Here is a 25,357-nt window from a genome sequence, read left to right on the forward strand (position 1 = left end):
CGCATCCGGATGCCCTTCTTCTTCAATTTTACCCTGATGCAGAAAAATGACATGTGAAGAGACGTGGCGGGCAAAGCCCATTTCATGGGTCACCACCACCATGGTTTTTCCCTCTTCTGCCAGCTGCTGCATAATGCGTAACACTTCGCCCACCAGTTCCGGATCCAGCGCGGAGGTCGGCTCATCAAACAGCAGCACTTCCGGTTCCATCGCCAGCGCGCGGGCAATAGAGACACGCTGCTGCTGGCCACCGGAAAGATGCACCGGATACTTCGCCTGCTGACGTTCGTCTATCCCGACCTTGGCCAGATATTTTACCGCCCGTTCGCGCGCTTCCTGTTTGCTTAAGCCCAGCACCTGAATCGGCGCCTCCATGACGTTCTCCAGCACCGTCATATGGCTCCACAGATTGAAATGCTGAAACACCATGGTCAACCGGGTGCGCAGCAGGCGCAACTGGTTCTTGTCGGCCACCTTCAGCTGGCCGTCTTTATCCCGTACCAGACCAATATTTTGGCCGCTGACGACGATCGTGCCTTCGCTCGGTTTTTCAAGGAAGTTAATACAGCGCAAAAAGGTACTTTTTCCGGAACCCGATGAACCGATGATGCTGATAACGTCCCCGGCTTTCGCCTGCAGCGAGACGCCCTTCAGCACCTCGTGTTCCCCATAGCGTTTATGCAGATCGATAACGTTTAATTTATTGTCGGACATGGCGTTCTCAATGCGTCGAAGAAGGTTTGATATGCTGCAACCAGCGCTTTTCCGCTTTACGGAACAAGCTAATCAGCACATACGAGATAATTAAATAGAGCACCGCGGCGATGCCAAACGCGGTGAACGGCTGATAGGTGGCCGAGTTGATATCGCGGGCGATTTTCAGCAGATCCGGTACCGTAGCGGTAAACGCCAGCGCGGTAGAGTGCAGCATGAGGATCACTTCGTTACTGTAGGCCGGTAGCGCAATCCGCAGCGCGGAAGGCAGAATAATGCAGCGATACAGTTTGACCGAAGAGAAGCCGTAGGCCCGCGCTGCTTCAATTTCTCCGGCGGGTACTGAGCGGATCGCGCCGGCGAAAATTTCAGTGGTATAGGCGCAGGTATTCAGGGTTAACGCCAGTACCGTGCAGTTTAGCCCGCTGCGGAAAAAAGCGTTCAACAGCTCCGTGCCTTTGACGATTTCCAGGGTATACATGCCGGAGTAAAAAACCAGCAGTTGCACATACAGCGGCGTGCCGCGAAATATGTAAGTGAACAGCCAGATGGGGAACTGGATAAATTTATTGCTCGAGACGCGGCCGATGGCCAGAAACACCGCCAGGATGCCCCCCATTACCACTGAAGAGATCAGCAACCATAAGGTAATCGCCACGCCGGTAAAGCGATAGCCGTCGGTCCACAGTAGTGATTTCCAGTACTCCTGAATAATTTCAATCACAGGTCAGCCCTCTTCACGCCAACGGTATAGCGGCGTTCGAGCAGCAGCAGTACGCCATTAGAAACGGTGGTAAACACCAGATAAATCAGGCCGCAGACGATGGCGAAGTAGAACGGCTGCCAGGTGCTTTTCCCGGCCAGCTGCGTGGCTTTGACCACATCCTCCAGCCCCAGCAACGAGACCAGCGCCGTCGCCTTGAGGATAACCTGCCAGTTGTTGCCTATCCCCGGCAGCGCGTAGCGCATCATCGCCGGGAAGAGAATACGCCGGAACGTCTGCCCGCCGCTAAAGCCAAAGGCGGTAGCCGCTTCGATATGCCCCTTCGGCACCGCCAGGTAGGCGCCGCGGAAGGTTTCCGTAAAATAGGCGCCATAGATAAAGCCAAGGGTAATAATCCCGGCGATCATCGGATCGATATCAAACTGGGCCATACCCAGCGCGTCGGTAACGCTGTTTAGCGCAATCTGCAGGCCGTAGAAAATCAGCAGCATCAGCACCAGATCGGGCACGCCGCGGATCAGAGTGGTATAGCCTTCAAACACCAGCGCCAGTGGACGGTTGCTCGATAACTTTGCGCCAGCGCCCGCCAGCCCAATCAGGACGGCGAGAACGACCGAGCTGAGCGCAAGCTCCAGGGTGACGAGCGCACCCTGCAAAATAACCTGTGAAAACCCATACAGCATGCTGCCTACCCTGTCTGTCATTCACCATTGCGCGCGAAACGCACGCAATGGCGAGGCGTGAGAATTATTCGCCGTATACGTTAAAATCGAAATATTTTTTCGCCAGCTTGTCGTAGGTGCCGTCCTTACGCATCTCTGCAAACGCCTTATTCAGCGCTTCACGCAGTTCGTTGTCTTCCTTACGCAGCCCCATACCGGTGCCAACACCAAACAGTTTCTCGTCTTTGATTGACGGGCCACCAAACTGGTAATCTTTACCAATAGGCTGTTTCAGGAACCCTTCGCTGGCCGCGACCTCATCCTGGAACGCGGCGTCGATCCGGCCGGCGGTCAGGTCGGAATAGATATTGTCCTGCCCCTGATAGGAGACAATTTCGATACCTTTCGGCGCCCAGTGCTCATTGCCATAGGTTTCCTGAGTCGTCCCCTGCAGCACGCCCACGCGCTTACCCTTGAGGGTGGCGAGATCCGGCGTTACCGGGCTGCCCTTTTTCACCACCAGACGCGAATCTGCCGCATACAGCTTGTCAGTGAAGGCAATTTCCTGCTGGCGCTTTTCAGTAATCGACAGCGAAGACATAATCGCGTCGATTTTCTTCGCTTTTAAGGAGGGGATCAGCGCATCCAGCGGGTTTTCAACAAAGGTACATTGCGTATTAATACGCTTACACAGCTCTTTTGCCAGATCGATATCAAAACCGACCAATTCTCCCTGCGCATTCTTCGATTCGAAGGGAGCATAAGTCGGATCGGTACCGATACGAATTTTTTGCGGGATGGCGGCAAAGACCGTGGAAACGCTGGAAAGGGCCAGCGCTAAAGAGAGAGACAACGCCAGTTTTTTCATAACTATCCTCGACAGACTGTCATTCTAACGGGTTTATTAGAACTATTTACGCCAGTTATCGTGCCATTATTCGCCCCTTAAGGGCAAAGATTTATGCACCAGAAAGGCCGATTTTTTGCATCAGAAACGCTTAACTATGCATTTTTTAGCCAAAAAACTGGCTGCTTTTGCACTGAAATGATCCACAGCGCGTTTAGATGCACCCTTTTGGGGCATGGATACGAACCTGGCGGCAGGCCCACCCCATTGTGCGGGCCTGCAGCAGTCTTAGTCGCCGTACACGTTAAAATCGAAGTATTTCTTCGCCATTTTGTCGTAGGTGCCGTCTTTACGCATTTCGCCCAGCGCTTTATCAAACGCGGCTTTCAGCTCGGCGTCGTCCTTACGCAGGCCGATACCGGTGCCGTCGCCAAAGTACTTTTTGTCTTTAACGGACGGGCCGGCGAAGGCGAAATCTTTCCCGGCAGGCTGTTTCAGGAAGCCTTCGCTGGCGGCGACTTCATCCTGCAGCGCCGCATCCAGACGGCCAGCTGCGAGGTCTGAATAGATCAGATCCTGGTTCTGGTAAGCCACCACGTCAACGCCCTGGCTGCGCCAGCGGTCGTTAGCATAGGCTTCCTGAGTAGAACCCTGCAGCACGCCGACGTGCTTGCCTTTCAGCGCCTCCAGCGTCGGCTGGATCGGCGACCCTTTGGCGGCGATCAGACGCGAGTCAGCGGCATATAGCTTGTCAGAGAAGGCGATCTCTTGCTGGCGCTTCTCGGTAATAGAGAGGGAAGAGATGATGGCGTCAATCTTCTTCGCCTTCAGGGAGGGGATCAGGGAGTCAAAATCGCTGCCGACCCAGGTACATTTCACCTTAATTCGGGAGCACAACTCATTGCCTAAATCGATATCAAAACCAACAAAGTCCCCTTTCGCGTCTTTCGACGAAAATGGCGCATAGGTCGCGTCAGTGCCAATGCGAATGCTCTGCGGCAGAGCAGCAAACACGCTGGCCGTGCTGCTCATTCCCACGAGTAAAGAGAGAGCCAGAATCGTCTTCTTCATACAGTACCCTTAAGTGTCGTGATGTGGTGCGTTGCTTGTTATGGTGATTGCCGATCAATCCTGCAGTTTTTGTGCCATCTTCCCGGTGCGTGCCGGGAACAGGGTTAAATTTGTTAAAATAAAGTTGCAGGATTGTCTTAAAAGGGAAGATACCAGCATTACTGGCGAAACCGCAGCGCCTGAGCGCAAAAAGACGAAATAAATGTCGAGGATTTGATCGCGGCAACAAATTTGCACCACCGGAGCGCAAGCGTACATTTCATGCACCACTATAGTGCGACACTAGGCCCCCTGCCAGCGGGTAAACAAGTCGTGCTCCAGACTAATATCAAATTGATCGAGTACCCGATTGACGGTCTGGTTGATGACATCGTCCAGGCTTTGTGGCCGGTGGTAAAAAGCCGGTACCGGCGGCATTATCACCGCCCCCAGCTCTGCAGCCTGAACCAGCAGACGCAGATGGCCCAAATGGAACGGCGTTTCCCGCACGCAGAGCACCAGCGGACGACGCTCTTTCAGCACGACATCCGCCGCCCGGGTCAGCAGGCCATCCGTATAGCTATGGACAATGCCCGAGAGCGTCTTCATTGAGCAGGGTAAAATCACCATCCCGGCGGTTTTAAAAGAACCGGAAGAGATACTGGCGGCGATATCGCGGGCGTCATGCACCACATCGGCTAGCGCCTGCACCTCACGTACGGAGTAGTCGGTCTCCATGGCCAACGTCTGGCGCGCCGCCTGGCTGAGGATGAGATGAGTTTCACTATCCGGCACATCTCTTAGCACCTGCAGCATCCGCACGCCGTAAATGGCGCCGCTGGCGCCGGAAATGCCAATAATCAGTCGTTTCACGTTCTGTTACCCCTTGCGCGTGTGCCGCAGACTTTGCCGGATTATAGCCTCTGGCGCAACTATTGACGCACAGTTAAGGGGCGAAAAAAAGCCCGCCGTCCTTTAGGTACGGCAGGCCCGCGACGCGTGAACGGCTTAACCCTCGTTGTGCATCTCGAGGTTTTCGACTTCGTTCTGCAGCTGGACCGCTTTGGCATCATCGTTACGCAGGGAGTCAAGATAGTCGAGGTACTGCTGGTCGACATCCCGGGTCACATATACGCCGTTGAACACCGAGCATTCAAACTGCTGAATATCCGGGTTCTCCGCGCGCACCGCGTCGATCAGATCGTTGAGATCCTGGAAAATCAGGCCGTCGGCGCCAATGATCTGGCGGATCTCATCCACTTCGCGGCCATGGGCGATCAGTTCGTTGGCGGTCGGCATATCGATACCGTACACGTTCGGGAAACGAATTTCCGGCGCAGCGGAGGCGAGATACACTTTTTTCGCCCCTGCTTCACGCGCCATCTCAATGATCTGCTCCGAGGTGGTGCCGCGTACAATGGAATCATCGACCAGCAGCACGTTCTTATCGCGGAATTCCGCACGGTTGGCGTTGAGCTTACGGCGAACAGATTTACGACGCAGCTGCTGACCGGGCATGATAAACGTCCGGCCGACGTAGCGGTTCTTCACGAAGCCCTGACGATAAGGTTTGTCGAGAATGCGGGCGATTTCCAGCGCGATGTCGCAGGAGGTCTCCGGGATCGGAATAACGACGTCAATATCCAGATCTTCCCACTCGCGGGCAATCTTTTCGCCCAGCTTAGTCCCCATGTTGACGCGGGCGCTGTAGACGGAAATTTTGTCAATAAACGAGTCCGGACGGGCAAAATAGACGTACTCGAACAGGCACGGGTTGCTGACCGGATTATCGGCACACTGACGGGTATAGAGCTGGCCCTTCTCGGTAATATAGACCGCTTCGCCCGGCGCCACATCGCGCAGGAATTCAAAACCAAGCGTATCAAGGGCCACGCTCTCCGAGGCCACCATATACTCGGTGCGACCGTCGCCAACGTCACGTTTACCCAGCACCAGCGGACGAATGCCGTTAGGGTCGCGGAAGGCCACCATGCCATGCCCGATGATCATCGCCACGCACGCGTACGCGCCGCGGATCAGGCGGTTGGTCGCCGCAATCGCCGCGAAGATGTTGTCCGCTTCCAGCGGGTAGTGACGGAAGTTATCCAGCTCACTGGCGAAAATATTGAGGAGGATTTCGGAATCAGAGGTGGTATTGATATGGCGGCGTTTTTCTTCAAACAGCTTTTTACGCAGCTCGTGCGCATTGGTCAGGTTGCCGTTATGCGCCAATGTGATGCCATACGGCGAGTTAACGTAAAACGGCTGCGCCTCGGAGGCGCTGGAGCTGCCCGCCGTAGGATAACGCACGTGGCCAATACCCATATTGCCCTGCATACGCTGCATGTGGCGGGCCTCGAATACGTCGCTTACCAGCCCGTTAGCCTTACGCAACCGGAAGCAGTTGTTGGCATCAATGGTGATGATGCCAGCGGCATCCTGTCCACGGTGCTGGAGCACCGTTAGCGCATCATAAATCGACTGGTTAACCGGCATAACACCGGCGATACCGACAATACCGCACATACGTCTTTTCCTCGTTCAGCAACGACCCAAAGTCTATACTTTAGGCAAGAAACTTGACGAGCTTTGCAGGTATTCAAAAAACCATCTGATGACGGGGGTAAAATAGGGAATAAACTGCGACTGATGCCAGTCATCGCTCTTCGCCATCCCGGTAAAGGTGTCCAGGAAGAACAGGATAGCGGCGATGATCAGCACCCCACGTAGCGCGCCGAAGCAGATCCCCAATACCCTGTCGGTTCCCGACAAACCGGTCTTCTCCACCAGCTGGCCTATCACATAGTTCACGATAGCGCCAACGATGAGCGTCACGATAAACAGCGCCGCAATAGCAATCCCATTTCGAACCCGTTCATCCTCAAAGCCCGTAAACCAGACAGACAGGTCAGCGTAGTAATGGCTGGCGACATAAAACGCGCAACCCCACGTGACTAACGATAAAGCTTCGCGAACAAAGCCGCGGATCAGGCTGACCAGGCAAGAAAGACCCAGCACCGCCATAATGGCGTAATCAATCCAGACCATATACGTCCCACGATTTACGCCCTGTCGTCCAGTTCGGGGCGCATTCTAACAGAAAAAGAAAACGTTTGCGTAGGGATTTCCATGCCCTACAGAAATAAAAATGGCGCTGAAAAAACATTCAACGCCAGACTGCCTTTCGCCTCTTCAGGGCGGCTGAGACAGGGTTTGCGGGGCGTTTCTCCCCGCCACGTTCTCTCCGCATGGCGGAAAAAACAATCAGTTCGGGGTGAAGCCCATCACCACCCCGCTAAGCCCGGAGATCTGCTGCAGATCGCCCAGCTGGCCTTTCAGCTTGTCTTTTGACGCATCCGGGCCGACGAGGATGCGGGTAATTTTACCCTGTACCGGCGTCGAAGGCGACGTATAGACTTTGAAACCCGAGGCCCGCAGTTTACCGACAATCTCATTCACCTTATCGGCGTTCTTCAACGCGCCCAGCTGAACCACATAGGCTTTGCCGGTCGGCGCCGGCAGGGCCGCCTGCTGCTGCGGTGGCTGTTGCTGCTGTGGCTTAGCCGGCGGCGGCGTTGGCGTCGCGGCCTGCTGTTGCGGCTGCGGTTTCGGCTGCGGCTTGGGCTGCGGTTTCGCGGCCACCACCGGCTCCTGAACGTCATCGAAGCTGTTGCTGTTCACCGGAATACGCGATGGATCTAACGATGGCGCGGCGGCATCGCCCGCCCGCACCTCTTCCGCCGCCCCTTCCGGCGGCTGCGAAGGCAGGGCCTGGGTCGCCGCCGGCAGCATATCCGGTTCATCGCGATCGCCCGGTTTCGGCACCAGCGGGATCGCGGCAAACTCATCCTGGTAATGCTTTTTCTGCCCGTCCAGCAGCCCTGGCAGGATAATCACCCCCAGCGCCACCAGCACGATTGTCCCGACTAAACGGTTCTGAAACTTACTCGCCACCGATTCTCCCCGCGTCTATCTCTTCCATTACCTGCGCTACGGTATGAAATGAACCACACACCAGCACGGTATCTTCCACTTTAGCGTCAGCCATGGCCGCCTGCCACGCCTGTGCCACGCTGCTATAGACTGTGCCGCCACGCAAATGTTCCACCAGCTGCTCTGCCGTCGCGCCGCGCGGGCCTTCCAGCGGCGCGCAGTACCAGGCATCGACTTCCGGGGCCAAATTGGCCAACGTGCCGGCGATATCCTTATCATGCAGCATACCAATAACCGCCAGCACGCGTCCCGTTTTCGCTAACGTTTTGAGACGCCCGGCGAGATAGGCCGCCGCGTGCGGGTTGTGCGCCACATCGAGGATCACTCGCGGGGCGTCGCTGATTATCTGAAAGCGTCCCGGGAGCATCGCATCGCGGATCCCTGCGCGCAGGATAGCGTCATCCACGGCAATCCCACTGGCGCGCAGCGCCGCCACGGCCGTCGCCGCATTCGGCAACGGCACCTGAGGCAACGGCAGGCGACTTAACGCCCCGGCCGCGTCGCGGAAGGACCATGTCTCACCCTCCACCTCATAGCGCCAGTCGACGCCGCGGCGCTGAAGCAGCGCGCCCTTCTCGCTCGCCACGTCAGCAATGGTGTGCGGCATATCCGGCTCACCCACTATCGCCGGTTTACCGGCGCGAAAGATGCCCGCTTTTTCCCGGCCGATACTTTCGCGATCCGGGCCCAGCCAGTCGGTATGATCGAGGGCGATGCTGGTGACCACCGCGACGTCGGCATCAACGATGTTGGTGGCGTCGAGACGCCCGCCGAGGCCCACCTCCAGGATCACCACATCGAGCTGCGCCTGCTTAAACAGCCATAGCGCCGAGAGCGTGCCGTACTCAAAATAGGTCAACGAGATGTCACCGCGCGCGGCTTCAATTTCAGCAAACGAAGCCGTATGCGCCGCCTCCGGCAGTTCAGCCCCCTGAATGCGCACGCGTTCGGTGTAGCGCACCAGGTGCGGGGAGCTGTAGACCCCCACTTTATAGCCGGCCGCCATCAGGACGGTTTCCAGCGTGCGGCAGGTGGTGCCTTTGCCGTTGGTGCCCGCGACGGTAAAAACGAACGGCGCCGGTTTGACGATATCCATCTGCCGTGCGACCTCGCTGACGCGCGCCAGCCCCAGGTCGATGGTTTTACTGTGCAGATGTTCCAGATAAGAAAGCCACGTAGCCAGGGGCGACGTGGCCTGAGGAATAGGATCTTTTTCCATGATGCCCGTAAGAATTGACGGTTAACGCGTATGAATAAAAAAGGGCAGCGCCGCCAGGCCCTGCCCTCTGCTTTATCAGGCCTCGGGTTCCTGATCCGGTGCCGGCGGCACCACCACGCCTTCATGCGGCGCTTCCGAAACGGCAACCGGCGCCGGCAGGTTCATCAGCTTCGCCAGAATGCTGGCCAGCTTGAGACGCATTTCCGGGCGGCGAACGATCATATCGATCGCCCCTTTTTCAATCAGGAACTCGCTGCGCTGGAATCCCGGCGGCAGCTTCTCGCGTACGGTCTGCTCGATAACGCGAGGACCGGCAAAGCCGATCAGCGCTTTCGGCTCGGCAATGTTCAGATCGCCCAGCATCGCAAAGCTCGCCGATACGCCGCCCATGGTCGGATCGGTCAGCACGGAGATGTACGGCAGTCCGCGCTCCTGCATTTTCGCCAGCGCCGCGGAGGTTTTCGCCATCTGCATCAGCGACATCAGCGCTTCCTGCATACGGGCGCCACCGGAGGCGGAGAAGCAGATCAGCGGGCAGTTATCTTCCAGCGCCTGCTCCACCGCGCGCACAAAGCGTGCGCCGACGACGGAACCCATCGAGCCCCCCATAAAGGAGAACTCAAAGGCGGCGGCAACCACCGGCATCGCGTAGAGCGTACCTTTCATTACCACCAGCGCGTCTTTCTCGCCCGTCTCTTTCTGAGCGGACGCCAGGCGGTCTTTGTATTTTTTTGAATCGCGGAACTTCAGCACATCTTTTGGCTCAAGTTCGCTACCCAGTTCTACCAGAGAACCTTCATCCAACAGGCTATGCAGGCGATTACGCGCCGACATGCGCATATGGTGATCGCACTTAGGACAAACCTCCAGGTTGCGCTCCAGCTCGGCGCGGTAGAGTACCTGACCGCAGCTGTCGCACTTGGTCCATACACCCTCAGGAATGCTCGCCTTGCGGGTGGGAGTGATGTTGCTTTTAATTCGTTCAATCCAGCTCATTGATAACCTTTCTGCCTGAACCTGGTCGATGCCAGTTTTGTCGTAAGGGGCGCATAATGCCATTTTTGCCTCTTACAGACCATGAATGTTGCACATTAAATCATATCATCCCGGAACATGGGATAAAAAAGTGGTCAAACCGCTGCGCGCGACGATCATGCTCGGTCACGCGCAGCGCAGGGCGAACTACTTCGCCTGCTTTGACGCCGCCCGCTTGTGGCGGATGATCTCAATCACACCCGGCAGGACGGAAAGCACGATGATCGCCACGATCAGCAGCTTCAGGTTCTCCTGCACCACCGGCAAATCGCCAAACAGATAGCCAGCATAGGTGAACAGCAGCACCCACAGCAGCGCCCCAACCACGTTATAGGCTGCAAAATGACGATAGGACATATGCCCCATTCCCGCCACAAACGGCGCGAAGGTTCGGACTATCGGCACAAAGCGCGCCAGGATAATGGTTTTCCCGCCGTGACGTTCGTAAAAGCTGTGGGTTTTATCCAGATAGCTGCGACGGAATATCTTTGAGTTCGGATTGCTGAACAGCTTTTCGCCAAACAGCCGGCCAATGGTGTAGTTGACCGCATCGCCGACGATGGCCGCGATGACCATCAGCAGTACCATCAGGTGGACATTGAGATCGTTGGTTGGCAAGGCCGAGAGCGCGCCCGCGACGAACAGCAGGGAATCGCCCGGCAGGAATGGCGTCACCACCAGCCCGGTTTCGCAGAACAGAATCAAAAACAGAATGGCATAAACCCAGACGCCATACTGGGCAACCAGTTCGGCAAGGTGCACATCAATATGCAGGATGAAATCAATTAAAAAGTGAATCAAGTCCATGTTTGTCTTTACCCTTAATGACCCTATTAGTCCGCCAGAAACAGCGGGCCCATTGGCAGCACCGGTAAATCATAGTGGGCCGGGTAATCCACCGACACCAGATACAACCCTTCCGCTTTTGCCGTTGCCGCAGCGAGCGTCCTGTCTTTTGCTGCCAGCAGTTCTGCCATCCAGCTCTCCGGCTGGTTTCCGGCCCCGACCTCCATCAGGCTGCCTACAATATTCCTGACCATATGATGTACAAAGGCATTCGCTTTGATATCCACCACCACATACGCGCCGTAGCGGGTAACGTTAATATGCATCACGTTGCGCCACGGGGTACGCGACTGGCACTGTACCGCGCGAAACGAGGTAAAGTCATTCTCTCCCAGCAGACACTGCGCGGCGCGCTGCATACGCTCGGCGTCGAGCGGCTGGTGAAAATGCGTCACGCCATGACTTAATACCGCCGGGCGCAGGCGATGATTATAGATGACGTAGCGATAGCGGCGCGCCGTGGCGCTGAACCGGGCGTGAAAATCCGCCGGTACATGTTTGACCCAACGCACCGCGATGTCACCAGGTAAATTCGCATTTACCCCCAGCGTCCAGGCGGCATCTTTCCGCTGCGCCCGGGTTTCGAAATGCACCACCTGGCCGGTGCCATGGACGCCGGCGTCGGTGCGGCCGGCGCAAAAGACGGTAATCGGTTCGTTCGCCACCTGCGAGAGCGCCTTTTCCAGCTTCTCCTGCACGCTGCGCACTTCGTTTTGCCGCTGCCAGCCGTAATATTTGCTGCCGTCGTACTCGATGCCCAGCGCGATTTTACAGATCGGCTGTTGCTCCATCTCAGACATCAGTACAGGTACTCCTCAATCAGTTTCTCGGCGATCTTCACCGCCATCAGCGCGCCGCCGAAGCGCACGTTATCCGCTACCGACCAGAACTGGATCTGCTCCGGCATACCGTAATCGTTATGCACGCAGCCGATGGAGAGGCGGGCATTGCCTGAGGCATCACCAACCTGAGTCGGGAATTCGCCCTCTTCAGAAAGTTCGATATCCTCGCCGCGGGTAAAAGCGTCGCGCGCCTCCTCCGCCGCCAGCGGGCGCATCGCTTCGAAGCTCACCATCTGCGCATGGCCGTAGAAGACCGGCGACTGAACGACGCTGGCGGAGATCATCAGCCCGTCATCCTGAAGAATTTTGCGCGCTTCATCGACGATCCGGCGCTCTTCGCGCACGCTACCTTCACGATCCGGCAGCAGCGGCAGCATGTTGAACGCCAGCTGGCGACCAAAGAAATCGTCTTCATCGATAGGGATGCCGTTCAGCAGCTTAGCGCTCTGCCCCGCCAGCGCATCCACCGCTTTTTTCCCCTGCCCCGAGGCGGAGAGCAGGTTAGTGACGCTAATGCGCGACAACCCGCCCTGATCGATCAGCGGTTTGAGCGCCGTCAACAGCTGACTGGTCAGGCTATTAGGCACCGCAATCAGGTTGCGGTTGCGATAATCGCCTAATACGAACGGGTTTACGTCCGGCACCACCAGCGGTACGTCCGGCTCCAGCGCAAACAGGCCGCTGAGATCGATAACCAGACACCCGGCGTTGGTCGCTTCTTCGACATACGCTGCACTGGCTTCGACGCCGGCGGCGAAGAAAGCCAGCTGGGCCTGGGTCCAGTCAAATTCGGCGGCGTCTTGGACGATCACCGACTTGCCACCAAAACGCAGATGTTCGCCCGCGCTGTCGTTGCGCGCCAGAGCAAAAATCTCTCCTACCGGGAACTGGCGTTCAGCAAGAGTTTCGAGCAGGGCTTCGCCTACGGCGCCCGTTGCGCCCAGTACGGCAATATTCCAGCCTTCAGACATGGTGGTTAACTCCAGAAATAAAGCGGCCCCGCCGGAGTATCCGGCAGGGGCATTAAGAAGACATTAACGAACAGGATGATGCACAGCGTTAAAACCGAGCTGGCGCAACAGCGTCGCCGCCTGCTCATCGCTGCACTGCACATACAGCGAAGACCATTCGCGACGTTCCTGATAATTTTTACGCAGCTTGTCGAATTCACCGGCGACGCCGGCCACCTTCCGCAGCGGCGCATCATCGCGGCGCACATCATACACCAAGTGGACCAGTCTTTTCAGCGTCGGCTGATCGAGCGGTCCATGCAGGGTAATGCGGCCAAATTCCGGCGCCGGCAGCAGAGTGTCCAGCGCTACCTGCTGCGGATGGCCGATAAAGGCGCTGTAGGCTTCAAAAACCTGCGTCGTCCCGCGCGCTTTCCCTTCGAGGGTGTAGCCGGCGATATGCGCGGTACCGATATCCACTCGCTTGAGAAGCTCAACGTTTAGATCCGGCTCCGGCTCCCAGACGTCCAATACCACACTCAGCGGCTGACCAGCTTCCAGCCGCTTTAGCAGTGCGGCGTTATCGACCACCGGCCCGCGGCAGGCGTTGATCAAAATCGTTCCAGGCTTCAGGCGGCTTATCAGCGCCTCATCCGCCAGATGCAGGGTTTTATATTGCCCTTCTTTATACAGCGGCGTATGGAAGGTGATGACATCGGCTTCCTGGACCAGCGCCTCGAGGGAGCGGAAGTCACCTTCGTCGCCGCGATCGGCGCGCGGTGGGTCGCAGAGCAGAGTTTTGATCCCCAACGCTTCCAGGCGCTTTTGCAGTCGCCCGCCAACGTTACCGACGCCGACGATCCCGACGGTGCGATCGCGCAGCGCAAAGCCGTCGCGTTCAGCCAGCATCAGCAGCGATGAAAAGACGTACTCTACCACCGCAATGGCGTTACAGCCGGGCGCCGCAGAGAAACCAATCCCCGCCTGCTGCAGCCACGCCTGATCGACGTGATCGGTGCCGGCGGTAGCGGTGCCGACGAACTTAATGGCCTTGCCGGCGAGCAATGCTTCATTGACCCGGGTGACCGAGCGCACCATTAGGGCATCCGCATCGGTCAGGGCATCGGCCGGGACCGGACGGCCTGGGATCGCCTGCACGTCGCCTAAACGGCTAAAAAGCTCACGGGCATAGGGCATATTTTCATCAACGAGGATTTTCACAGTTCAGTACCTGTCTGAGAACGAGAGTTAACTGGGGAAGTGTGCCATAATCTGGCCGCCAGGCATACTCATCACCTGGTTCCAGCACCGCGATATCGAAAGGATGAATCATGACGCACCCCCTTGCTGATATGCCAGACCGTCCTCCAGGGCGAGGCCCATCAGGCACTGCCGCCACCGGCGAACCTTCGCTTTCCATGCAGCAACGCACCGTTCTGGAGCGACTGATCACGCGCCTGGTGGCGCTGACCTCGCAGCAGAACGCGGAAGTGTGGGCCTGCGTCAAACATGACCTCGGACTGAAAGGCGACTCGCCCCTGCTGGCCTGCCATTTCAGCGCCGCGGAGGCCAGTCTCAACCAGCGCTTAGCCGCCGCTCAGGATAATCATCATCATCGCCAGACCTTAGCGCAGCTCAGCGATCTGCTCGGTCAGGGCAATAACCGCCAGGCGGTGAGCGATTATATTCGTCAGCATTATGGGCAAACGGCGCTGCATGCCCTTAGCCAGACGCAGCTGGAGACCATTCTGCATCTGCTGCAGCATGGCCAGCTGTCGATCCCGCAGCCGCAGCAGCGCCCGCCGACCCTGCGCCCGCTGTTGCCAGCCGAGCATAATACGCTCAATCAGTTGGTGACTAAGCTGGCGGCCGCCACCGGCGAACCAAGCAAGCTGATTTGGCAATCCATGCTGGAGCTTTGCGGCGTCAAGTCCGGGGAGCTGATCCCGGCGACGCACTTCCTGCCGCTTTCGTACTGGCTGCAGGCGCGGCAAACGCTGAGTGCGCAAAGCGCGCCGACGCTCACCTCGCTGCAGGGAGCGCTCAAGCAGCCGCTGGAGGCCGCGGAGTGGCAGACTATTGTCGACTTTGCCCGTCGCAGCTGGCAGGTCACGCCGCAGACCACGCTGAGCCCGGCGCAGATCCTGGCGCTGCTGAACAAGGTGTTTGTGCTGCGGGTGGCCCGCGCCCAGGAGACGCTGGCCATCCCGCAGGAGGAGCCTGTCGCCAGGCGGACGTGGAGCGCTAAGCCGTGGCAGCTGGCGCTGGGCGCGGTTGTCCTGCTCCTTGTGCTGTGGCTCCTGCTGTAGCCCAGCAGCCACCGGCGGCGTTTACGGCTCCCCTTCATGCCAAACGCCGCGGTGTTTCCTACAGCGATTTCAGACCGGACTATAACCTAGCGGCGAAATGAGATAAGGGTGACGAGGATCCCCAGCGCCGCGCAGAGGGCGCCGGCAAGGAACACCGACGAGTAGCCCAGCGAGGTCGCCAGCAGGCCGGTCAGCGGCCCGGTCAGGCCATAGGAGATGTCCTGAAAGGCCGCATAGCCGCCGAGCGCGGTGCCGCGCACCTGCGCCGGGACGCGCTTCACTACTTCCACGCCAAGTGACGGGAAAATAAGCGAACAGCCGCACCCGGTCAGCGCCGCACCGGCCAGCGCCAGCCAGGCATTCGGCGCCAGTCCCAGCAGCGTCAGACCAACCGCCTCTATCAGCAGCGAGACCATCGCCACCTTAACGCCGCCAAACCGATCCGGCATCCAGCCGAACAGCACTCGCATCAGCACAAAGGCGCCACCAAACGCCGTCAGGGTAAAGCCGGCCATTGGCCAGCTATGGCTGGCGAAATAGAGGGAGACGAAGGTGCCGATCACCGCAAAGCCGACACCCTGCAGGCCCAGGCCAATGCCCGGCCGCCAGATCATGCCGATGACGCTCCAGAGTGAAGGCCGCTCGCCTCCGTGGGCCGCCACTTTGCGCACGGTACCGTTAATAAGCCAGGCGACGAGCGGTAGTCCCATGGTGACACAGGCCAGCACCGCCACGCCAAAATGGCTATAGATCAATAATCCCAGCGGGGCGCCCACCGCCAGCGAGCCGTACATCGCCATGCCGTTCCATGACATCACTTTGCCGGAACGGGCCGGTCCCACCAGGCCCATCCCCCAGCTCAGGTTTCCGGTCAGCAGCTGGCTTTCGCCAAACCCGAGGATCAAGCGGCCCAGCAGCAGCAGGCCGAGCCTGGCGAGCACCGGCAGCGGCAGCAGCGCAGCGGCCAGCCATGCCGCGCCCGCCAGGGCGCAGGCCAGCATCCCCTGCAGGACAGAGCGTTTAGCGCCGTACTGGTCTGCCAGACGTCCGGCGTACCCCCGGGTCAGAACGGTGGCGAGGAACTGGATCCCTACCGCCACGCCAACCACGGTATTGCCAAATCCCAGCTCCTGATGGACAAAGAGCGGGATCACCGGCAGCGGCAAACCAACGGTCATATAGGTCAAAAAGACGGCAAACGTAATACGGAAAAGCGAAAAATTCGCCGAAGAATTGGATGTTGTTTCAGTAACTGCGGACATGCATTACTCCAGATTCGCAGAGTAAGGCGAGCAAAGCGACACGCCCCCTCCACCTGATTATCAGGGTTAAGGCGCGTTGGTTGACGTTAAACGCTTACGCATTAGTGGAGAGACTAATGGATCCGCGAGCAGTGTGCCTGCGGGCTCTTCCCCTGTCAAGATGAAAAAAAGGGGGAGCCGGTGGCTCCCCTTTGCGCATCACATGCTGATTAGGCGTTGTATTTACGCATCACCAGCGTGGCGTTGGTGCCGCCGAAGCCGAAGCTGTTGGACATTACGGTGGTCAGCTTAGCGTCCGTCGGTTTGGTGACGATGTTCAGGCCGGCAGCCTGCTCGTCGAGCTCTTCAACGTTGATGCTCGGCGCGATAAAGCCGTGCTCCAGCATCAGCAGGGAGTAAATGGCTTCCTGTACGCCCGCCGCGCCCAGCGAGTGGCCGGTCATCGCTTTAGTTGCCGAAATAGCCGGGCTGTTGTCGCCGAATACTTCGCGGATGGCGCCCAGCTCTTTCACGTCGCCGACCGGAGTGGAGGTACCGTGGGAGTTCAGATAGTCGATCGGCGTATCAACGCCATGCATCGCCATCTGCATGCAGCGCACTGCGCCTTCACCAGACGGGGCGACCATGTCCGCGCCATCGGAGGTCGCGCCATAGCCGACGATTTCGGCATAGATGTGCGCGCCACGCGCCAGGGCGTGTTCCAGCTCTTCCACCACGACCATACCGCCGCCGCCGGCGATAACGAAGCCGTCACGGTTAGCATCATAGGTACGGGACGCTTTTTCCGGGGTGTCGTTGTATTTAGTGGACAGCGCGCCCATGGCGTCGAATTCGCAGGCCATTTCCCAGCACAGCTCTTCGCCGCCGCCGGCAAAGACGATGTCCTGTTTGCCCAGCTGGATCTGCTCTACCGCGTTACCAATACAGTGGGCGGAAGTGGCGCAGGCCGAGCTGATGGAGTAGTTAACGCCGTGAATTTTGAACGGCGTAGCGAGGCAGGCGGAAACGCCGGAAGCCATCGCTTTGGTGACCACATACGGGCCCACGGCTTTCAGACCACGCGGGCTACGCATGGCATCGGCGCCGAAGACCTGGAATTTCGGGGAACCGCCGCCGGAGCCTGCGATCAGGCCGACACGCGGGTTATTCTGATATGCTTCAGGCGCCAGACCTGCGTCGGCAACAGCCTGTTCCATGGACAGGTAAGCATAGATGGAGGCGTCGCTCATAAAGCGCACTACTTTGCGGTCAATGAGGCCAGTGGTATCCAGTTTGACGTTGCCCCATACGTGGCTGCGCATCCCTGAATCTTTAAGCTCCTGAGAGAAAGTGATCCCTGAACGTCCTTCACGCAGAGATGCCAGGACTTCCTGCTGGTTATTACCGATGCTGGAAACGATGCCCAAGCCAGTAATCACTGCACGTTTCATTAAATACCTCTGTAAGTCGCACTATTTTAAGTTTCGTGTCGCACAATAGCGTACACTTGTACGCCGAACAAGTCCGATCAGACATTTTGTGTATAAATTTGCGCCCTCAGGCACACATCGTTAAGATCGTGCTACGCCTTGTGATTCGAGTAACTTACGTGAAACAAAACGCCATACAACCCGCCAACCTGGAATTCAACGCTGAGGGTACACCTGTTTCCCGAGATTTCGACGATGTTTACTTTTCCAATGACAACGGTCTGGAAGAGACTCGCTACGTTTTTCTCGGCGGAAATCGCCTGCCGGAGCGCTTCCCCAGCCACCCTCGCCCGCTGATGATCGTCGCGGAGAGCGGCTTCGGCACCGGGCTCAATTTCCTCACCCTCTGGCAGGCGTTTGACGTTTTTGTTCGTGATAACCCGGACGTTACCTTGCAAAGGTTACATTTCATCAGTTTTGAAAAATATCCGCTGAAGGCTGAGGATCTCCGCCTGGCGCACCAGCGCTGGCCAGAGCTGGCTCCGTGGGCGCAGCAGCTGCAGGCGCAATGGCCGTCGGCCTTCGGCGGGTGCCATCGTCTGCTGCTCGACGGCGGGCGGGTGACGCTCGATCTGTGGTTTGGCGATATCAATGAGCTGACCAGGGAGCTGGATGATTCGCTGAACCAGCAGGTGGACGCCTGGTTTCTTGACGGCTTTGCCCCGGCGAAAAATCCCGACATGTGGACTCAGGATCTGTTCAGCGCCATGGCGCGCCTGGCGCGACCCGGCGGGACGCTGGCCACCTTTACCTCCGCCGGTTTTGTCCGCCGTGGCCTGCAGGAGGCCGGCTTTACCATGCGTAAAAGCAAAGGCTTCGGCCGCAAGCGGGAGATGCTGACCGGCGAGATGGCGCAAACGCTGAGCTTTCCTGCGCGCGTCCCCTGGTTCGCTCGCAGTAGCAGCGATGCCCGCGAGGCGGCCATCATCGGCGGCGGGATCGCCAGCGCCCTGCTCTCCCTGGCGCTGCTGCGCCGCGGCTGGCAGGTGACCCTTTACTGCGCCGATGAGGCTCCAGCGCAGGGCGCCTCCGGCAATCGCCAGGGCGCGCTGTATCCGCTGTTAAGTCAGCACGATCCGGCGCTGGCACGCTTTTTTCCGGCCGCCTTTACCTTCGCCCGCCGAATGTATGACGCGCTGCCGGTGATGTTCGATCACCAATGGTGCGGTGTTACCCAGCTCGGCTGGGATGAGAAAAGCGCGCATAAAATCGCCCAGATGCTGGCGCTGAATTTACCCCCGGACATCGCCTGCGCGGTGACGGCGGAACAGGTTGCCGGGCTGACCGGCGTCGATACCGGCTGCGGCGGCATCACCTATCCGGCCGGCGGCTGGCTGTGCCCGCAGCAGCTCACCGCCGAGCTGCTGGCGCTGGCGGCCACGCGCGGACTGCACGTGCACTATGGTTATCCCGTCGAAACGCTCAGCGCGGAGGGCGATGGCTGGCTGCTCAATCAGCAGCGCTATCATCAGGCGGTGGTTCTGGCGAACGGCCACCGCATCACTGGTTTTGCGCAAACAGCCCAACTGCCGGCCTACCCGGTTGGCGGCCAGGTCAGCCATATTCCCACCACCCCGCGGCTTGCCGCCCTGCGCCAGGTGCTGTGCTACGACGGCTACCTGACGCCACAGAATCCGCAAAATCAGCAGCACTGCATTGGCGCCAGCTACCACCGCGGGAAAACCGACACCAACTTCAGCGAAGAAGATCAGCAGCACAACCGGCAACGGCTGATCGACTGCTTCCCGGGCGCGGAGTGGCCGCAGGACGTGGATATCAGCGCCAACGACGCTCGCTGCGGCGTGCGCTGCGCCACCCGCGATCATCTACCGATGGTCGGCAACGTGCCGGACTACGCGGCAACATTGACGCAATACGCCAGCCTCCACGAACAACCGGATATCGCCGATAGCGCGCCGGCCTATCGTAACCTGTTTATGCTTGGCGCGCTCGGGGCGCGCGGACTTTGCACCGCGCCGTTAAGCGCTGAGCTGCTGGCGGCGCAAATGAGCGCGGAACCGCTGCCGCTGGATAGCGACACCCTGGCGGCGCTGAATCCGAATCGGCTGTGGGTGAGAAAACTGCTGAAGGGAAAAGCGGTGAAATAAAACCATGAGGGCAGGCAATTTCCCGGGTACGGCTGACGCCTGACCCGGGCTACAACATGGCTCAGGCCTGATTTTTCGCCTGTTGATACAGGTTATGCCACATCCCCTGCACCAGAATTTGGTCCGGCGGCGACAGTTCGCCAGCGCTGATGGCTTTCTCCAGGCTCTGGCTAACTCTGCTGTGTACCGCGTCAGCAGAATGCTCGCCCTCACCTTCCAGCTCAGCCACCGCCAGCGTCAGGTGGCCGCGCAGATAACCGCCGGCAAACAGTTCATCATCACTGGCGTGGTCTACCATGTTGTCAATCAGCGCCAGAATGCGTGATTCAAACTCCGCGATCATTATCTTACCTCTTGTCATGTAATGTGCGGCCTTAGTGCAGGTCTTCCGGCCACGGAAAGTGTTTCGCCGTCAATGGCGGCGTTTGATAATAGTGTTGTAACGCGCGAATAAAGCGCGCCGGACGTTCGGGGATCCCTTGTTCAAGTAAAGTCATCACCCGAGCATGCACCCGGCGCTGGAAGGCGATGCGATCGGGCTCAACGTCCCCTTCCAGATTGTCACAGCTGACGTTAAACGGAAATCCCGCCGCCACGCAGAACAGCCACTCAAAGGCCTGCGGTTTCACCTCGACATCCTCAAACTGGCTTTGGGTCATCGCATCGCGGCCGTCCGGGCAGTACCAGTAGCCAAAATCTACTTGTTCGCGACGCGCCTTGCCGGCGACACACCAGTGAGAGATCTCGTGCAGGGCACTGGCAAAAAATCCGTGCGCAAACACGATACGGTGATAGGGCGTTTCATCGTCAGCCGGAAGGTAGATCGGCTCATCGTCGCCTTTAATCAGGCGGGTATTAAATTCTTCGGCAAAGCAGCTGTCGAAAAGGTCTATCAGCTGCTGATAATGGTGTTGCTGTTGCATTAATGAATTCCCAACCACTGCAAAATCTCAGCCCCGTGGCTGTCATAAAGAAGTTTCGCGCTCATCACCGCCGAGACGATAACGATCATCGGCCGGATCAGCGACTGCCCTTTACTCAGCACCAGCCGGGACCCGGCGCGGGCGCCAATAAACTGTCCGGCCATCATCACAAAGCCGGTGGCCCAGATAACCTTTCCACCGATGATAAACAGCAGCAGGCCGCCGACGTTTGAGGTGGCGTTCAGCAGCTTGGCATGGGCCGTCGACTTGGCAAGGTTAAACCCGGCCAGAGTGACAAAAGCCAGGGCGTAAAACGAACCGGCGCCGGGGCCGAAAAAGCCATCGTAAAACCCTACGCTACCGCCGGCGACCAGCGCAAACGGCAGACCGTAAAGCCGACGCTGCCGGTCGGCTTCGCCCAGTTTCGGCATCAGCAGGAAATAAAGGCCGATGCCAATCACCAGCAACGGCAGGATCTGCTTCAGAATATCGGATTGCACGTGCTGCACCAGCAGCGCTCCGGCGGTTGAGCCGATAAAGGTCATCAGAATATTCAGCTTCTGATCGGCCAGATTAACCACCTTGCGGCGGACAAAATAGAGGGTCGCCGATAGCGACCCGCCGCAGGCCTGCAGCTTATTGGTCGCCAGCGCCTGGGCTGGCGGCATGCCGGCCGCCATCAGCGCAGGGACAGTCAATAAGCCCCCGCCTCCCGCCAGTGAGTCAATAAAACCGGCCAGGATGGCGACAAAGAAGAGTACCACCAGCACCAGCGGCGATACGGCAAACAACTCGATAAAACTATCCATTACAGCACATGCTCATCCAGTAGCGCCTGGCAGGAAGGCGGCAGCGGCGGCGGCGTCTTCTTCACAGGGGGGGTAGACCCGGGTTTAGGTGGTTCGAACCAGCTCTGCAGCTCCGCTCCGCAGCCATCGCCGGGCGGCGGCGGCGCCTGATCCTCGCACTCCAGACTTCCCGCCGGGCAACGCAGTCGGACGTGCATATGAGCGCGATGCTGGAACCAGGGACGGACTTTACGCAGCCACTGGCGGTCGCTGCCCGCGTCCAGGCACAGCTGCTGTTTAATCGCCGGGTTGACGAAGATGCGGGTAACTTCGCTATCTTCCGCCGCCAGCTTGATAAGCTGGCTGATTTGCGGGCTCCATAGCGACGGCACCACATGCTTGCCATCGCTGGCGACCAGGTCCAGCGCCTGCGGCTTCAACAGCTGGGACGATGTCCAGCGCGTTTGCGGCAGCTGAAGGAAGATATCGACATCGAGGCCCGTCTGGTGGCTGGCGTGCCCGCCGTTAAAGCGCCCGCCCGCCGGCATCCCCATGTCGCCAATCAGCACGGTTCCCATACCTTTATTGTGCACCTGATTACTCAGGCGCTGAATAAACTGAACCAGATCCGGATGACCGAAGTAGCGACGCTGATCGGTACGCATCACCTGATAGCCGGGGGCACTCAGGGGGAGCGCCTCGGCGCCAACGATACAGCCATTGGAAAACGCGCCGATTGACTGGGCGCTGCCGCCGATCGGTTGGGTTATTTTCTGCCATGGCGTGGCGGCCAGGCTACCGGCGCTGGCCAACAGCGCAAGCAGTGCGATAACGGTGTTTTTCATGGTTACCAGCGTGGAATTGTCGTCGTCACGTCGCCATTCTGCGCGCGCTGACGCATAAAGTGATCCATCAGAACGATCGCCAGCATCGCCTCAGCGATCGGTACGGCGCGGATGCCGACGCACGGATCGTGACGCCCTTTGGTGATCATCTCCACTTCTTCGCCAAAGCGGTTAATCGTATGACCGGGAACGGTAATACTGGAGGTAGGCTTCAGCGCGATGTTGGCAACGATCTGCTGGCCGCTGCTGATGCCGCCAAGAATGCCGCCGGCGTGGTTGCTCTGGAACCCGGCTTTAGTGATCTCATCGCGGTTTTCGCTGCCGCGCAGCTTCACCACCTCGAAGCCGTCGCCAATTTCCACCCCTTTCACGGCGTTGATGCTCATCAGCGCGTGGGCGATATCGGCATCCAGGCGGTCGAAGACCGGCTCGCCGAAGCCTGGCGGTACGCCGTCAGCCACCACCGTCACTTTCGCGCCAATGGAGTCGCCCTCTTTTTTCAGGCCGCGCATCAGTTCATCCAGGGCGTCGATTTTATCCGGGTCCGGACAGAAGAAGGGGTTCTGCTCAACCTGATCCCAGTCTTTGATGGCCAGCGGAATATCGCCCATCTGCGTCAGGCAGCCGCGAATGACGATGCCGAACTTCGCGGCAAGGTATTTTTTGGCAATCGCCCCGGCCGCTACGCGCATCGCGGTTTCGCGCGCAGAAGAACGACCGCCGCCGCGATAGTCGCGCAGACCATACTTTTGCTCGTAGGTGTAATCGGCGTGGCCCGGACGGAACAGATCTTTGATCGCGCCGTAATCCTGCGAACGCTGATCGGTGTTCTCAATCAGCAGACCGATACTGGTCCCGGTGGTAACGCCTTCGAAGACGCCGGAGAGGATTTTGACCTGATCCGGCTCGCGACGCTGCGTGGTGTAACGCGAGGTACCCGGGCGACGACGATCGAGGTCGTGCTGCAGGTCGGCTTCGGTCAGCGGGATGCCCGGCGGCACGCCGTCAACGATGCAGCCCAGCGCCAGACCGTGCGATTCGCCGAAGGTAGTGACGCGAAAGAGTTGTCCAATTGTATTTCCTGCCATCACGGCTCCAATCTTTTTCGTTATGTTGGCGTGTTGTTTTTTTAGTCTTTATAAATACCGAAATGCGCACGGGCGTCAATCAGCTGCTGTTTGGTCAGCATAAAGACCCCGTCGCCGCCGTTATCAAACTCAAGCCAGGTAAACGGCACGTCCGGATACTGCTCCATCAGATGTACCATGCTGTTACCGACTTCACAAATCAGAATCCCGTCGTCGCTGAGATAATCCGGCGCGTTGCCGAGGATACGGCGCGTTAGCTTCAGGCCGTCGCTTCCGGAGGCCAGCCCCAGCACCGGCTCATGCTCATACTCTTCCGGCAGATCGGCCATGTCCTCTTCATCGACATACGGCGGATTGGTGACGATCAGATCGTACTGCAGCTTCGGCAGATCGCGGAACAGATCGGAACGGATCGGCGTCACGTGATGGATCAGGCCGTGGGACTCAACGTTGTGCTCGGCGACGGCCAGCGCGTCCGGGGAGATATCTACCGCATCGACTTCCGCCTCCGGGAAGGCATAGGCGCAGGCGATGGCGATGCAGCCGCTACCGGTGCACATATCAAGGATGTGCTGCGGCTTATGGTTAATCAGTCCGGCAAACTGGTTATTGATCAGTTCGCCAATCGGGGAGCGCGGCACCAGCACCCGCTCATCAACGTAAAACTCATGGCCGCAGAACCACGCTTTGTTGGTCAGATAGGCGACGGGAATACGCTCGTTCACGCGGCGAATCACCCGCTCTACAATGCGATGTTTCTCGCTGGAGGTCAGGCGCGCAGTGCGCATGTCTTCCGGGATATCCAGCGGCAGATACAGTGAAGGCAGCACCAGCTGTACCGCCTCGTCCCACGGGTTATCAGTCCCGTGACCGTACCAGATATTAGCAGCGCTGAAACGGCTTACCGCCCAGCGCAGCATGTCCTGAATGGTATGCAGCTCATTGACTGCCTCATCAACAAAAATTTTATCCACGACATCCTCCAGGGCACACTCTGCTATAAATTCGGCGGCTAGTGTGCCATGAAGACGGCGATAAATCAGCATTCTTGCGATAAGGGGCGGGGGAAAAAACAGGTTTTCCTTGCCCGAAGGGATATTGAGTCGGGTAAACTAGCGCAAAGTATGAATGAGAGCGGACAATGAAAAAGAAGACATCGCTTAGCGAGGAGGATCAGGCGCTGTTCCGTCAGCTGATGACCGGCACGCGGAAGATCAAACAGGACACTATTGTTCACCGCCCGCAGCGCAAGAAAATTACCGAGGTTGCTCCTAAGCGTTTGCTGCAGGAACAGGTCGATAACAGCCACTATTTTTCCGATGAGTTTCAACCGCTACTGAATACCGAAGGCTCGACGAAATATGTCCGCCCCGACGTCAGCCATTTCGAGCTGAAAAAGCTGCGCCGTGGAGATTATTCGCCTGAGCTGTTCCTCGATCTGCATGGGCTTACCCAGCAGCAGGCCAAACAGGAACTGGGCGCGCTAATTGCCGCCTGCCGCCGCGAGCATGTGTTTTGCGCCTGCGTGATGCACGGGCACGGGAAACACATCCTCAAACAGCAAACCCCGCTGTGGCTGGCGCAACATCCGCATATTATGGCGTTTCACCAGGCACCAAAAGAGTACGGCGGTGACGCCGCACTGCTGATATTGATTGAGGTCGAGGAGTGGCAACCGCCCCG

General features: G+C 58.4%; 27 protein-coding genes. 4 read left to right on the forward strand and 23 right to left on the reverse strand.

The genetic code is table 11. The features are described 5' to 3' along the window. The 5 genes from hisP to argT all read right to left on the reverse strand — a co-directional run. Positions 1 to 714: histidine ABC transporter ATP-binding protein HisP (hisP, locus tag HMPREF9538_RS25125; protein WP_009483964.1), on the reverse strand; the 714-nt coding region annotated here is incomplete at its 3' end. Between the two features lie 7 nt (positions 715 to 721). Next, positions 722 to 1,438 (reverse strand): histidine ABC transporter permease HisM, encoded by a 717-nt coding sequence (hisM, locus tag HMPREF9538_RS25120; RefSeq protein ID WP_002913207.1) that lies wholly within the window; start codon positions 1,436 to 1,438, stop codon positions 722 to 724. Further along, positions 1,435 to 2,121 carry a histidine ABC transporter permease HisQ gene (locus tag HMPREF9538_RS25115; protein WP_002913208.1) on the reverse strand — a complete coding sequence of 229 codons (687 nt, stop codon included), beginning with the start codon at positions 2,119 to 2,121 and terminating at the stop codon, positions 1,435 to 1,437. Before HMPREF9538_RS25115 ends, hisM begins: the two co-directional genes overlap by 4 nt. Positions 2,122 to 2,185: 64 nt before the next feature. Then, entirely contained in the window at positions 2,186 to 2,968 is a 783-nt protein-coding gene (gene hisJ / locus HMPREF9538_RS25110) for a histidine ABC transporter substrate-binding protein HisJ (RefSeq protein WP_002913209.1), read from the reverse strand. Between the two features lie 267 nt (positions 2,969 to 3,235). Continuing rightward, on the reverse strand, positions 3,236 to 4,018 hold the full coding sequence (gene argT / locus HMPREF9538_RS25105; RefSeq protein WP_002913210.1) for a lysine/arginine/ornithine ABC transporter substrate-binding protein ArgT: 783 nt from the start codon (positions 4,016 to 4,018) through the stop codon (positions 3,236 to 3,238). A 40-nt stretch (positions 4,019 to 4,058) separates the two neighbouring features. Here argT and HMPREF9538_RS32025 point away from each other — a divergent pair, with 40 nt between their 5' ends. Continuing rightward, positions 4,059 to 4,220, forward strand: coding sequence for a hypothetical protein (locus HMPREF9538_RS32025; RefSeq protein ID WP_004140952.1), 162 nt, complete (start codon positions 4,059 to 4,061; stop codon positions 4,218 to 4,220). 80 nt (positions 4,221 to 4,300) lie between these two features. Here HMPREF9538_RS32025 and HMPREF9538_RS25100 read toward each other — a convergent pair whose 3' ends face one another. From HMPREF9538_RS25100 to pdxB, 10 genes are all read right to left on the reverse strand, one after another. Next, positions 4,301 to 4,870, reverse strand: a complete 570-nt coding sequence (locus tag HMPREF9538_RS25100) for a UbiX family flavin prenyltransferase (RefSeq protein WP_009483966.1) — start codon at positions 4,868 to 4,870, stop codon at positions 4,301 to 4,303. Between the two features lie 135 nt (positions 4,871 to 5,005). Further along, positions 5,006 to 6,523 carry an amidophosphoribosyltransferase gene (purF, locus tag HMPREF9538_RS25095; protein WP_002913213.1) on the reverse strand — a complete coding sequence of 506 codons (1,518 nt, stop codon included), beginning with the start codon at positions 6,521 to 6,523 and terminating at the stop codon, positions 5,006 to 5,008. Positions 6,524 to 6,556: 33 nt separating this feature from the next. Next, the gene (gene cvpA / locus HMPREF9538_RS25090; protein ID WP_002913214.1) at positions 6,557 to 7,045 is read right to left on the reverse strand and encodes a colicin V production protein; all 489 of its coding nucleotides are present in this window, start codon (positions 7,043 to 7,045) and stop codon (positions 6,557 to 6,559) included. Positions 7,046 to 7,261: 216 nt separating this feature from the next. Next, complete coding sequence (gene dedD, locus HMPREF9538_RS25085; RefSeq protein WP_004214089.1) at positions 7,262 to 7,951, reverse strand: cell division protein DedD; 690 nt, start codon at positions 7,949 to 7,951, stop codon at positions 7,262 to 7,264. Then, positions 7,941 to 9,209: a bifunctional tetrahydrofolate synthase/dihydrofolate synthase gene (folC, locus tag HMPREF9538_RS25080; RefSeq protein WP_009483967.1), complete on the reverse strand. Its 1,269-nt coding sequence runs from the start codon at positions 9,207 to 9,209 to the stop codon at positions 7,941 to 7,943. The genes dedD and folC overlap by 11 nt, the downstream gene beginning before the upstream one ends. Before the next feature lie 75 nt (positions 9,210 to 9,284). Continuing rightward, the gene (gene accD / locus HMPREF9538_RS25075; RefSeq protein WP_002913220.1) at positions 9,285 to 10,205 is read right to left on the reverse strand and encodes an acetyl-CoA carboxylase, carboxyltransferase subunit beta; all 921 of its coding nucleotides are present in this window, start codon (positions 10,203 to 10,205) and stop codon (positions 9,285 to 9,287) included. Between the two features lie 186 nt (positions 10,206 to 10,391). Further along, complete coding sequence (locus HMPREF9538_RS25070; RefSeq protein WP_008803926.1) at positions 10,392 to 11,051, reverse strand: DedA family protein; 660 nt, start codon at positions 11,049 to 11,051, stop codon at positions 10,392 to 10,394. Positions 11,052 to 11,077: 26 nt separating this feature from the next. After that, positions 11,078 to 11,890 carry a tRNA pseudouridine(38-40) synthase TruA gene (gene truA / locus HMPREF9538_RS25065; protein ID WP_002913226.1) on the reverse strand — a complete coding sequence of 271 codons (813 nt, stop codon included), beginning with the start codon at positions 11,888 to 11,890 and terminating at the stop codon, positions 11,078 to 11,080. After that, positions 11,890 to 12,903 (reverse strand): aspartate-semialdehyde dehydrogenase, encoded by a 1,014-nt coding sequence (locus HMPREF9538_RS25060; RefSeq protein ID WP_009483968.1) that lies wholly within the window; start codon positions 12,901 to 12,903, stop codon positions 11,890 to 11,892. The genes truA and HMPREF9538_RS25060 overlap by 1 nt, the downstream gene beginning before the upstream one ends. 63 nt (positions 12,904 to 12,966) lie before the next feature. Continuing rightward, positions 12,967 to 14,103: a 4-phosphoerythronate dehydrogenase PdxB gene (gene pdxB, locus HMPREF9538_RS25055; RefSeq protein WP_002913228.1), complete on the reverse strand. Its 1,137-nt coding sequence runs from the start codon at positions 14,101 to 14,103 to the stop codon at positions 12,967 to 12,969. A gap of 110 nt (positions 14,104 to 14,213) precedes the next feature. Between pdxB and flk the strand changes: the two genes are divergently transcribed. Next, positions 14,214 to 15,191 carry a flagella biosynthesis regulator Flk gene (gene flk / locus HMPREF9538_RS25050; RefSeq protein WP_020317309.1) on the forward strand — a complete coding sequence of 326 codons (978 nt, stop codon included), beginning with the start codon at positions 14,214 to 14,216 and terminating at the stop codon, positions 15,189 to 15,191. An 86-nt stretch (positions 15,192 to 15,277) separates the two neighbouring features. Here the strand turns inward: flk and HMPREF9538_RS25045 are convergent, their stop codons facing one another. Both HMPREF9538_RS25045 and fabB read right to left on the reverse strand, forming a co-directional pair. Then, positions 15,278 to 16,453, reverse strand: coding sequence for an MFS transporter (locus HMPREF9538_RS25045; protein ID WP_004149211.1), 1,176 nt, complete (start codon positions 16,451 to 16,453; stop codon positions 15,278 to 15,280). Between the two features lie 209 nt (positions 16,454 to 16,662). Continuing rightward, the gene (fabB, locus tag HMPREF9538_RS25040; RefSeq protein ID WP_002913291.1) at positions 16,663 to 17,883 is read right to left on the reverse strand and encodes a beta-ketoacyl-ACP synthase I; all 1,221 of its coding nucleotides are present in this window, start codon (positions 17,881 to 17,883) and stop codon (positions 16,663 to 16,665) included. Positions 17,884 to 18,041: 158 nt separating this feature from the next. Here fabB and mnmC point away from each other — a divergent pair, with 158 nt between their 5' ends. After that, complete coding sequence (mnmC, locus tag HMPREF9538_RS25035; RefSeq protein ID WP_020317299.1) at positions 18,042 to 20,030, forward strand: bifunctional tRNA (5-methylaminomethyl-2-thiouridine)(34)-methyltransferase MnmD/FAD-dependent 5-carboxymethylaminomethyl-2-thiouridine(34) oxidoreductase MnmC; 1,989 nt, start codon at positions 18,042 to 18,044, stop codon at positions 20,028 to 20,030. A gap of 61 nt (positions 20,031 to 20,091) precedes the next feature. Here mnmC and HMPREF9538_RS25030 read toward each other — a convergent pair whose 3' ends face one another. Genes HMPREF9538_RS25030 through prmB form a run of 6 tightly spaced genes read right to left on the reverse strand, consistent with a single transcriptional unit; the run spans position 20,092 to position 24,648 of the window. Continuing rightward, entirely contained in the window at positions 20,092 to 20,373 is a 282-nt protein-coding gene (locus HMPREF9538_RS25030; protein WP_002913338.1) for a YfcL family protein, read from the reverse strand. Positions 20,374 to 20,404: 31 nt separating this feature from the next. Further along, positions 20,405 to 20,953, reverse strand: coding sequence for an elongation factor P hydroxylase (locus HMPREF9538_RS25025; RefSeq protein ID WP_002913339.1), 549 nt, complete (start codon positions 20,951 to 20,953; stop codon positions 20,405 to 20,407). Beyond that, positions 20,953 to 21,762, reverse strand: coding sequence for a sulfite exporter TauE/SafE family protein (locus HMPREF9538_RS25020; protein WP_002913340.1), 810 nt, complete (start codon positions 21,760 to 21,762; stop codon positions 20,953 to 20,955). The genes HMPREF9538_RS25025 and HMPREF9538_RS25020 overlap by 1 nt, the downstream gene beginning before the upstream one ends. Continuing rightward, entirely contained in the window at positions 21,762 to 22,586 is an 825-nt protein-coding gene (gene mepA / locus HMPREF9538_RS25015) for a penicillin-insensitive murein endopeptidase (RefSeq protein ID WP_004174960.1), read from the reverse strand. Before mepA ends, HMPREF9538_RS25020 begins: the two co-directional genes overlap by 1 nt. 2 nt (positions 22,587 to 22,588) lie before the next feature. Continuing rightward, positions 22,589 to 23,674, reverse strand: a complete 1,086-nt coding sequence (aroC, locus tag HMPREF9538_RS25010) for a chorismate synthase (protein ID WP_009483974.1) — start codon at positions 23,672 to 23,674, stop codon at positions 22,589 to 22,591. A 41-nt stretch (positions 23,675 to 23,715) separates the two neighbouring features. Next, positions 23,716 to 24,648 (reverse strand): 50S ribosomal protein L3 N(5)-glutamine methyltransferase, encoded by a 933-nt coding sequence (prmB, locus tag HMPREF9538_RS25005; protein ID WP_002913346.1) that lies wholly within the window; start codon positions 24,646 to 24,648, stop codon positions 23,716 to 23,718. A 167-nt stretch (positions 24,649 to 24,815) separates the two neighbouring features. Between prmB and smrB the strand changes: the two genes are divergently transcribed. After that, on the forward strand, positions 24,816 to 25,357 hold a 542-nt coding region (gene smrB, locus HMPREF9538_RS25000), incomplete at its 3' end, for an endonuclease SmrB (protein ID WP_009483975.1).

Origin of the sequence: Klebsiella sp. MS 92-3 (assembly GCF_000195655.1) — a bacterium.
GTDB lineage: Bacteria > Pseudomonadota > Gammaproteobacteria > Enterobacterales > Enterobacteriaceae > Klebsiella > Klebsiella pneumoniae.

Excerpts from the sequence above, each read along its gene's own strand:
- aroC (WP_009483974.1), bottom strand. The coding sequence starts at position 23,674 with ATGGCAGGAAATACAATTGGACAACTCTTTCGCGTCACTACCTTCGGC.
- HMPREF9538_RS25020 (WP_002913340.1), bottom strand. The coding sequence starts at position 21,762 with ATGGATAGTTTTATCGAGTTGTTTGCCGTATCGCCGCTGGTGCTGGTG.
- HMPREF9538_RS25115 (WP_002913208.1), bottom strand. The coding sequence starts at position 2,121 with ATGCTGTATGGGTTTTCACAGGTTATTTTGCAGGGTGCGCTCGTCACC.
- HMPREF9538_RS25060 (WP_009483968.1), bottom strand. The coding sequence starts at position 12,903 with ATGTCTGAAGGCTGGAATATTGCCGTACTGGGCGCAACGGGCGCCGTA.
- HMPREF9538_RS25030 (WP_002913338.1), bottom strand. The coding sequence starts at position 20,373 with ATGATCGCGGAGTTTGAATCACGCATTCTGGCGCTGATTGACAACATG.
- mepA (WP_004174960.1), bottom strand. The coding sequence starts at position 22,586 with ATGAAAAACACCGTTATCGCACTGCTTGCGCTGTTGGCCAGCGCCGGT.
- hisJ (WP_002913209.1), bottom strand. The coding sequence starts at position 2,968 with ATGAAAAAACTGGCGTTGTCTCTCTCTTTAGCGCTGGCCCTTTCCAGC.
- HMPREF9538_RS25070 (WP_008803926.1), bottom strand. The coding sequence starts at position 11,051 with ATGGACTTGATTCACTTTTTAATTGATTTCATCCTGCATATTGATGTG.
- truA (WP_002913226.1), bottom strand. The coding sequence starts at position 11,890 with ATGTCTGAGATGGAGCAACAGCCGATCTGTAAAATCGCGCTGGGCATC.
- cvpA (WP_002913214.1), bottom strand. The coding sequence starts at position 7,045 with ATGGTCTGGATTGATTACGCCATTATGGCGGTGCTGGGTCTTTCTTGC.
- HMPREF9538_RS32025 (WP_004140952.1), top strand. The coding sequence starts at position 4,059 with ATGGTGATTGCCGATCAATCCTGCAGTTTTTGTGCCATCTTCCCGGTG.
- folC (WP_009483967.1), bottom strand. The coding sequence starts at position 9,209 with ATGGAAAAAGATCCTATTCCTCAGGCCACGTCGCCCCTGGCTACGTGG.
- HMPREF9538_RS25025 (WP_002913339.1), bottom strand. The coding sequence starts at position 20,953 with ATGCAACAGCAACACCATTATCAGCAGCTGATAGACCTTTTCGACAGC.
- accD (WP_002913220.1), bottom strand. The coding sequence starts at position 10,205 with ATGAGCTGGATTGAACGAATTAAAAGCAACATCACTCCCACCCGCAAG.
- argT (WP_002913210.1), bottom strand. The coding sequence starts at position 4,018 with ATGAAGAAGACGATTCTGGCTCTCTCTTTACTCGTGGGAATGAGCAGC.
- purF (WP_002913213.1), bottom strand. The coding sequence starts at position 6,523 with ATGTGCGGTATTGTCGGTATCGCCGGTGTTATGCCGGTTAACCAGTCG.
- flk (WP_020317309.1), top strand. The coding sequence starts at position 14,214 with ATGACGCACCCCCTTGCTGATATGCCAGACCGTCCTCCAGGGCGAGGC.
- HMPREF9538_RS25045 (WP_004149211.1), bottom strand. The coding sequence starts at position 16,453 with ATGTCCGCAGTTACTGAAACAACATCCAATTCTTCGGCGAATTTTTCG.
- fabB (WP_002913291.1), bottom strand. The coding sequence starts at position 17,883 with ATGAAACGTGCAGTGATTACTGGCTTGGGCATCGTTTCCAGCATCGGT.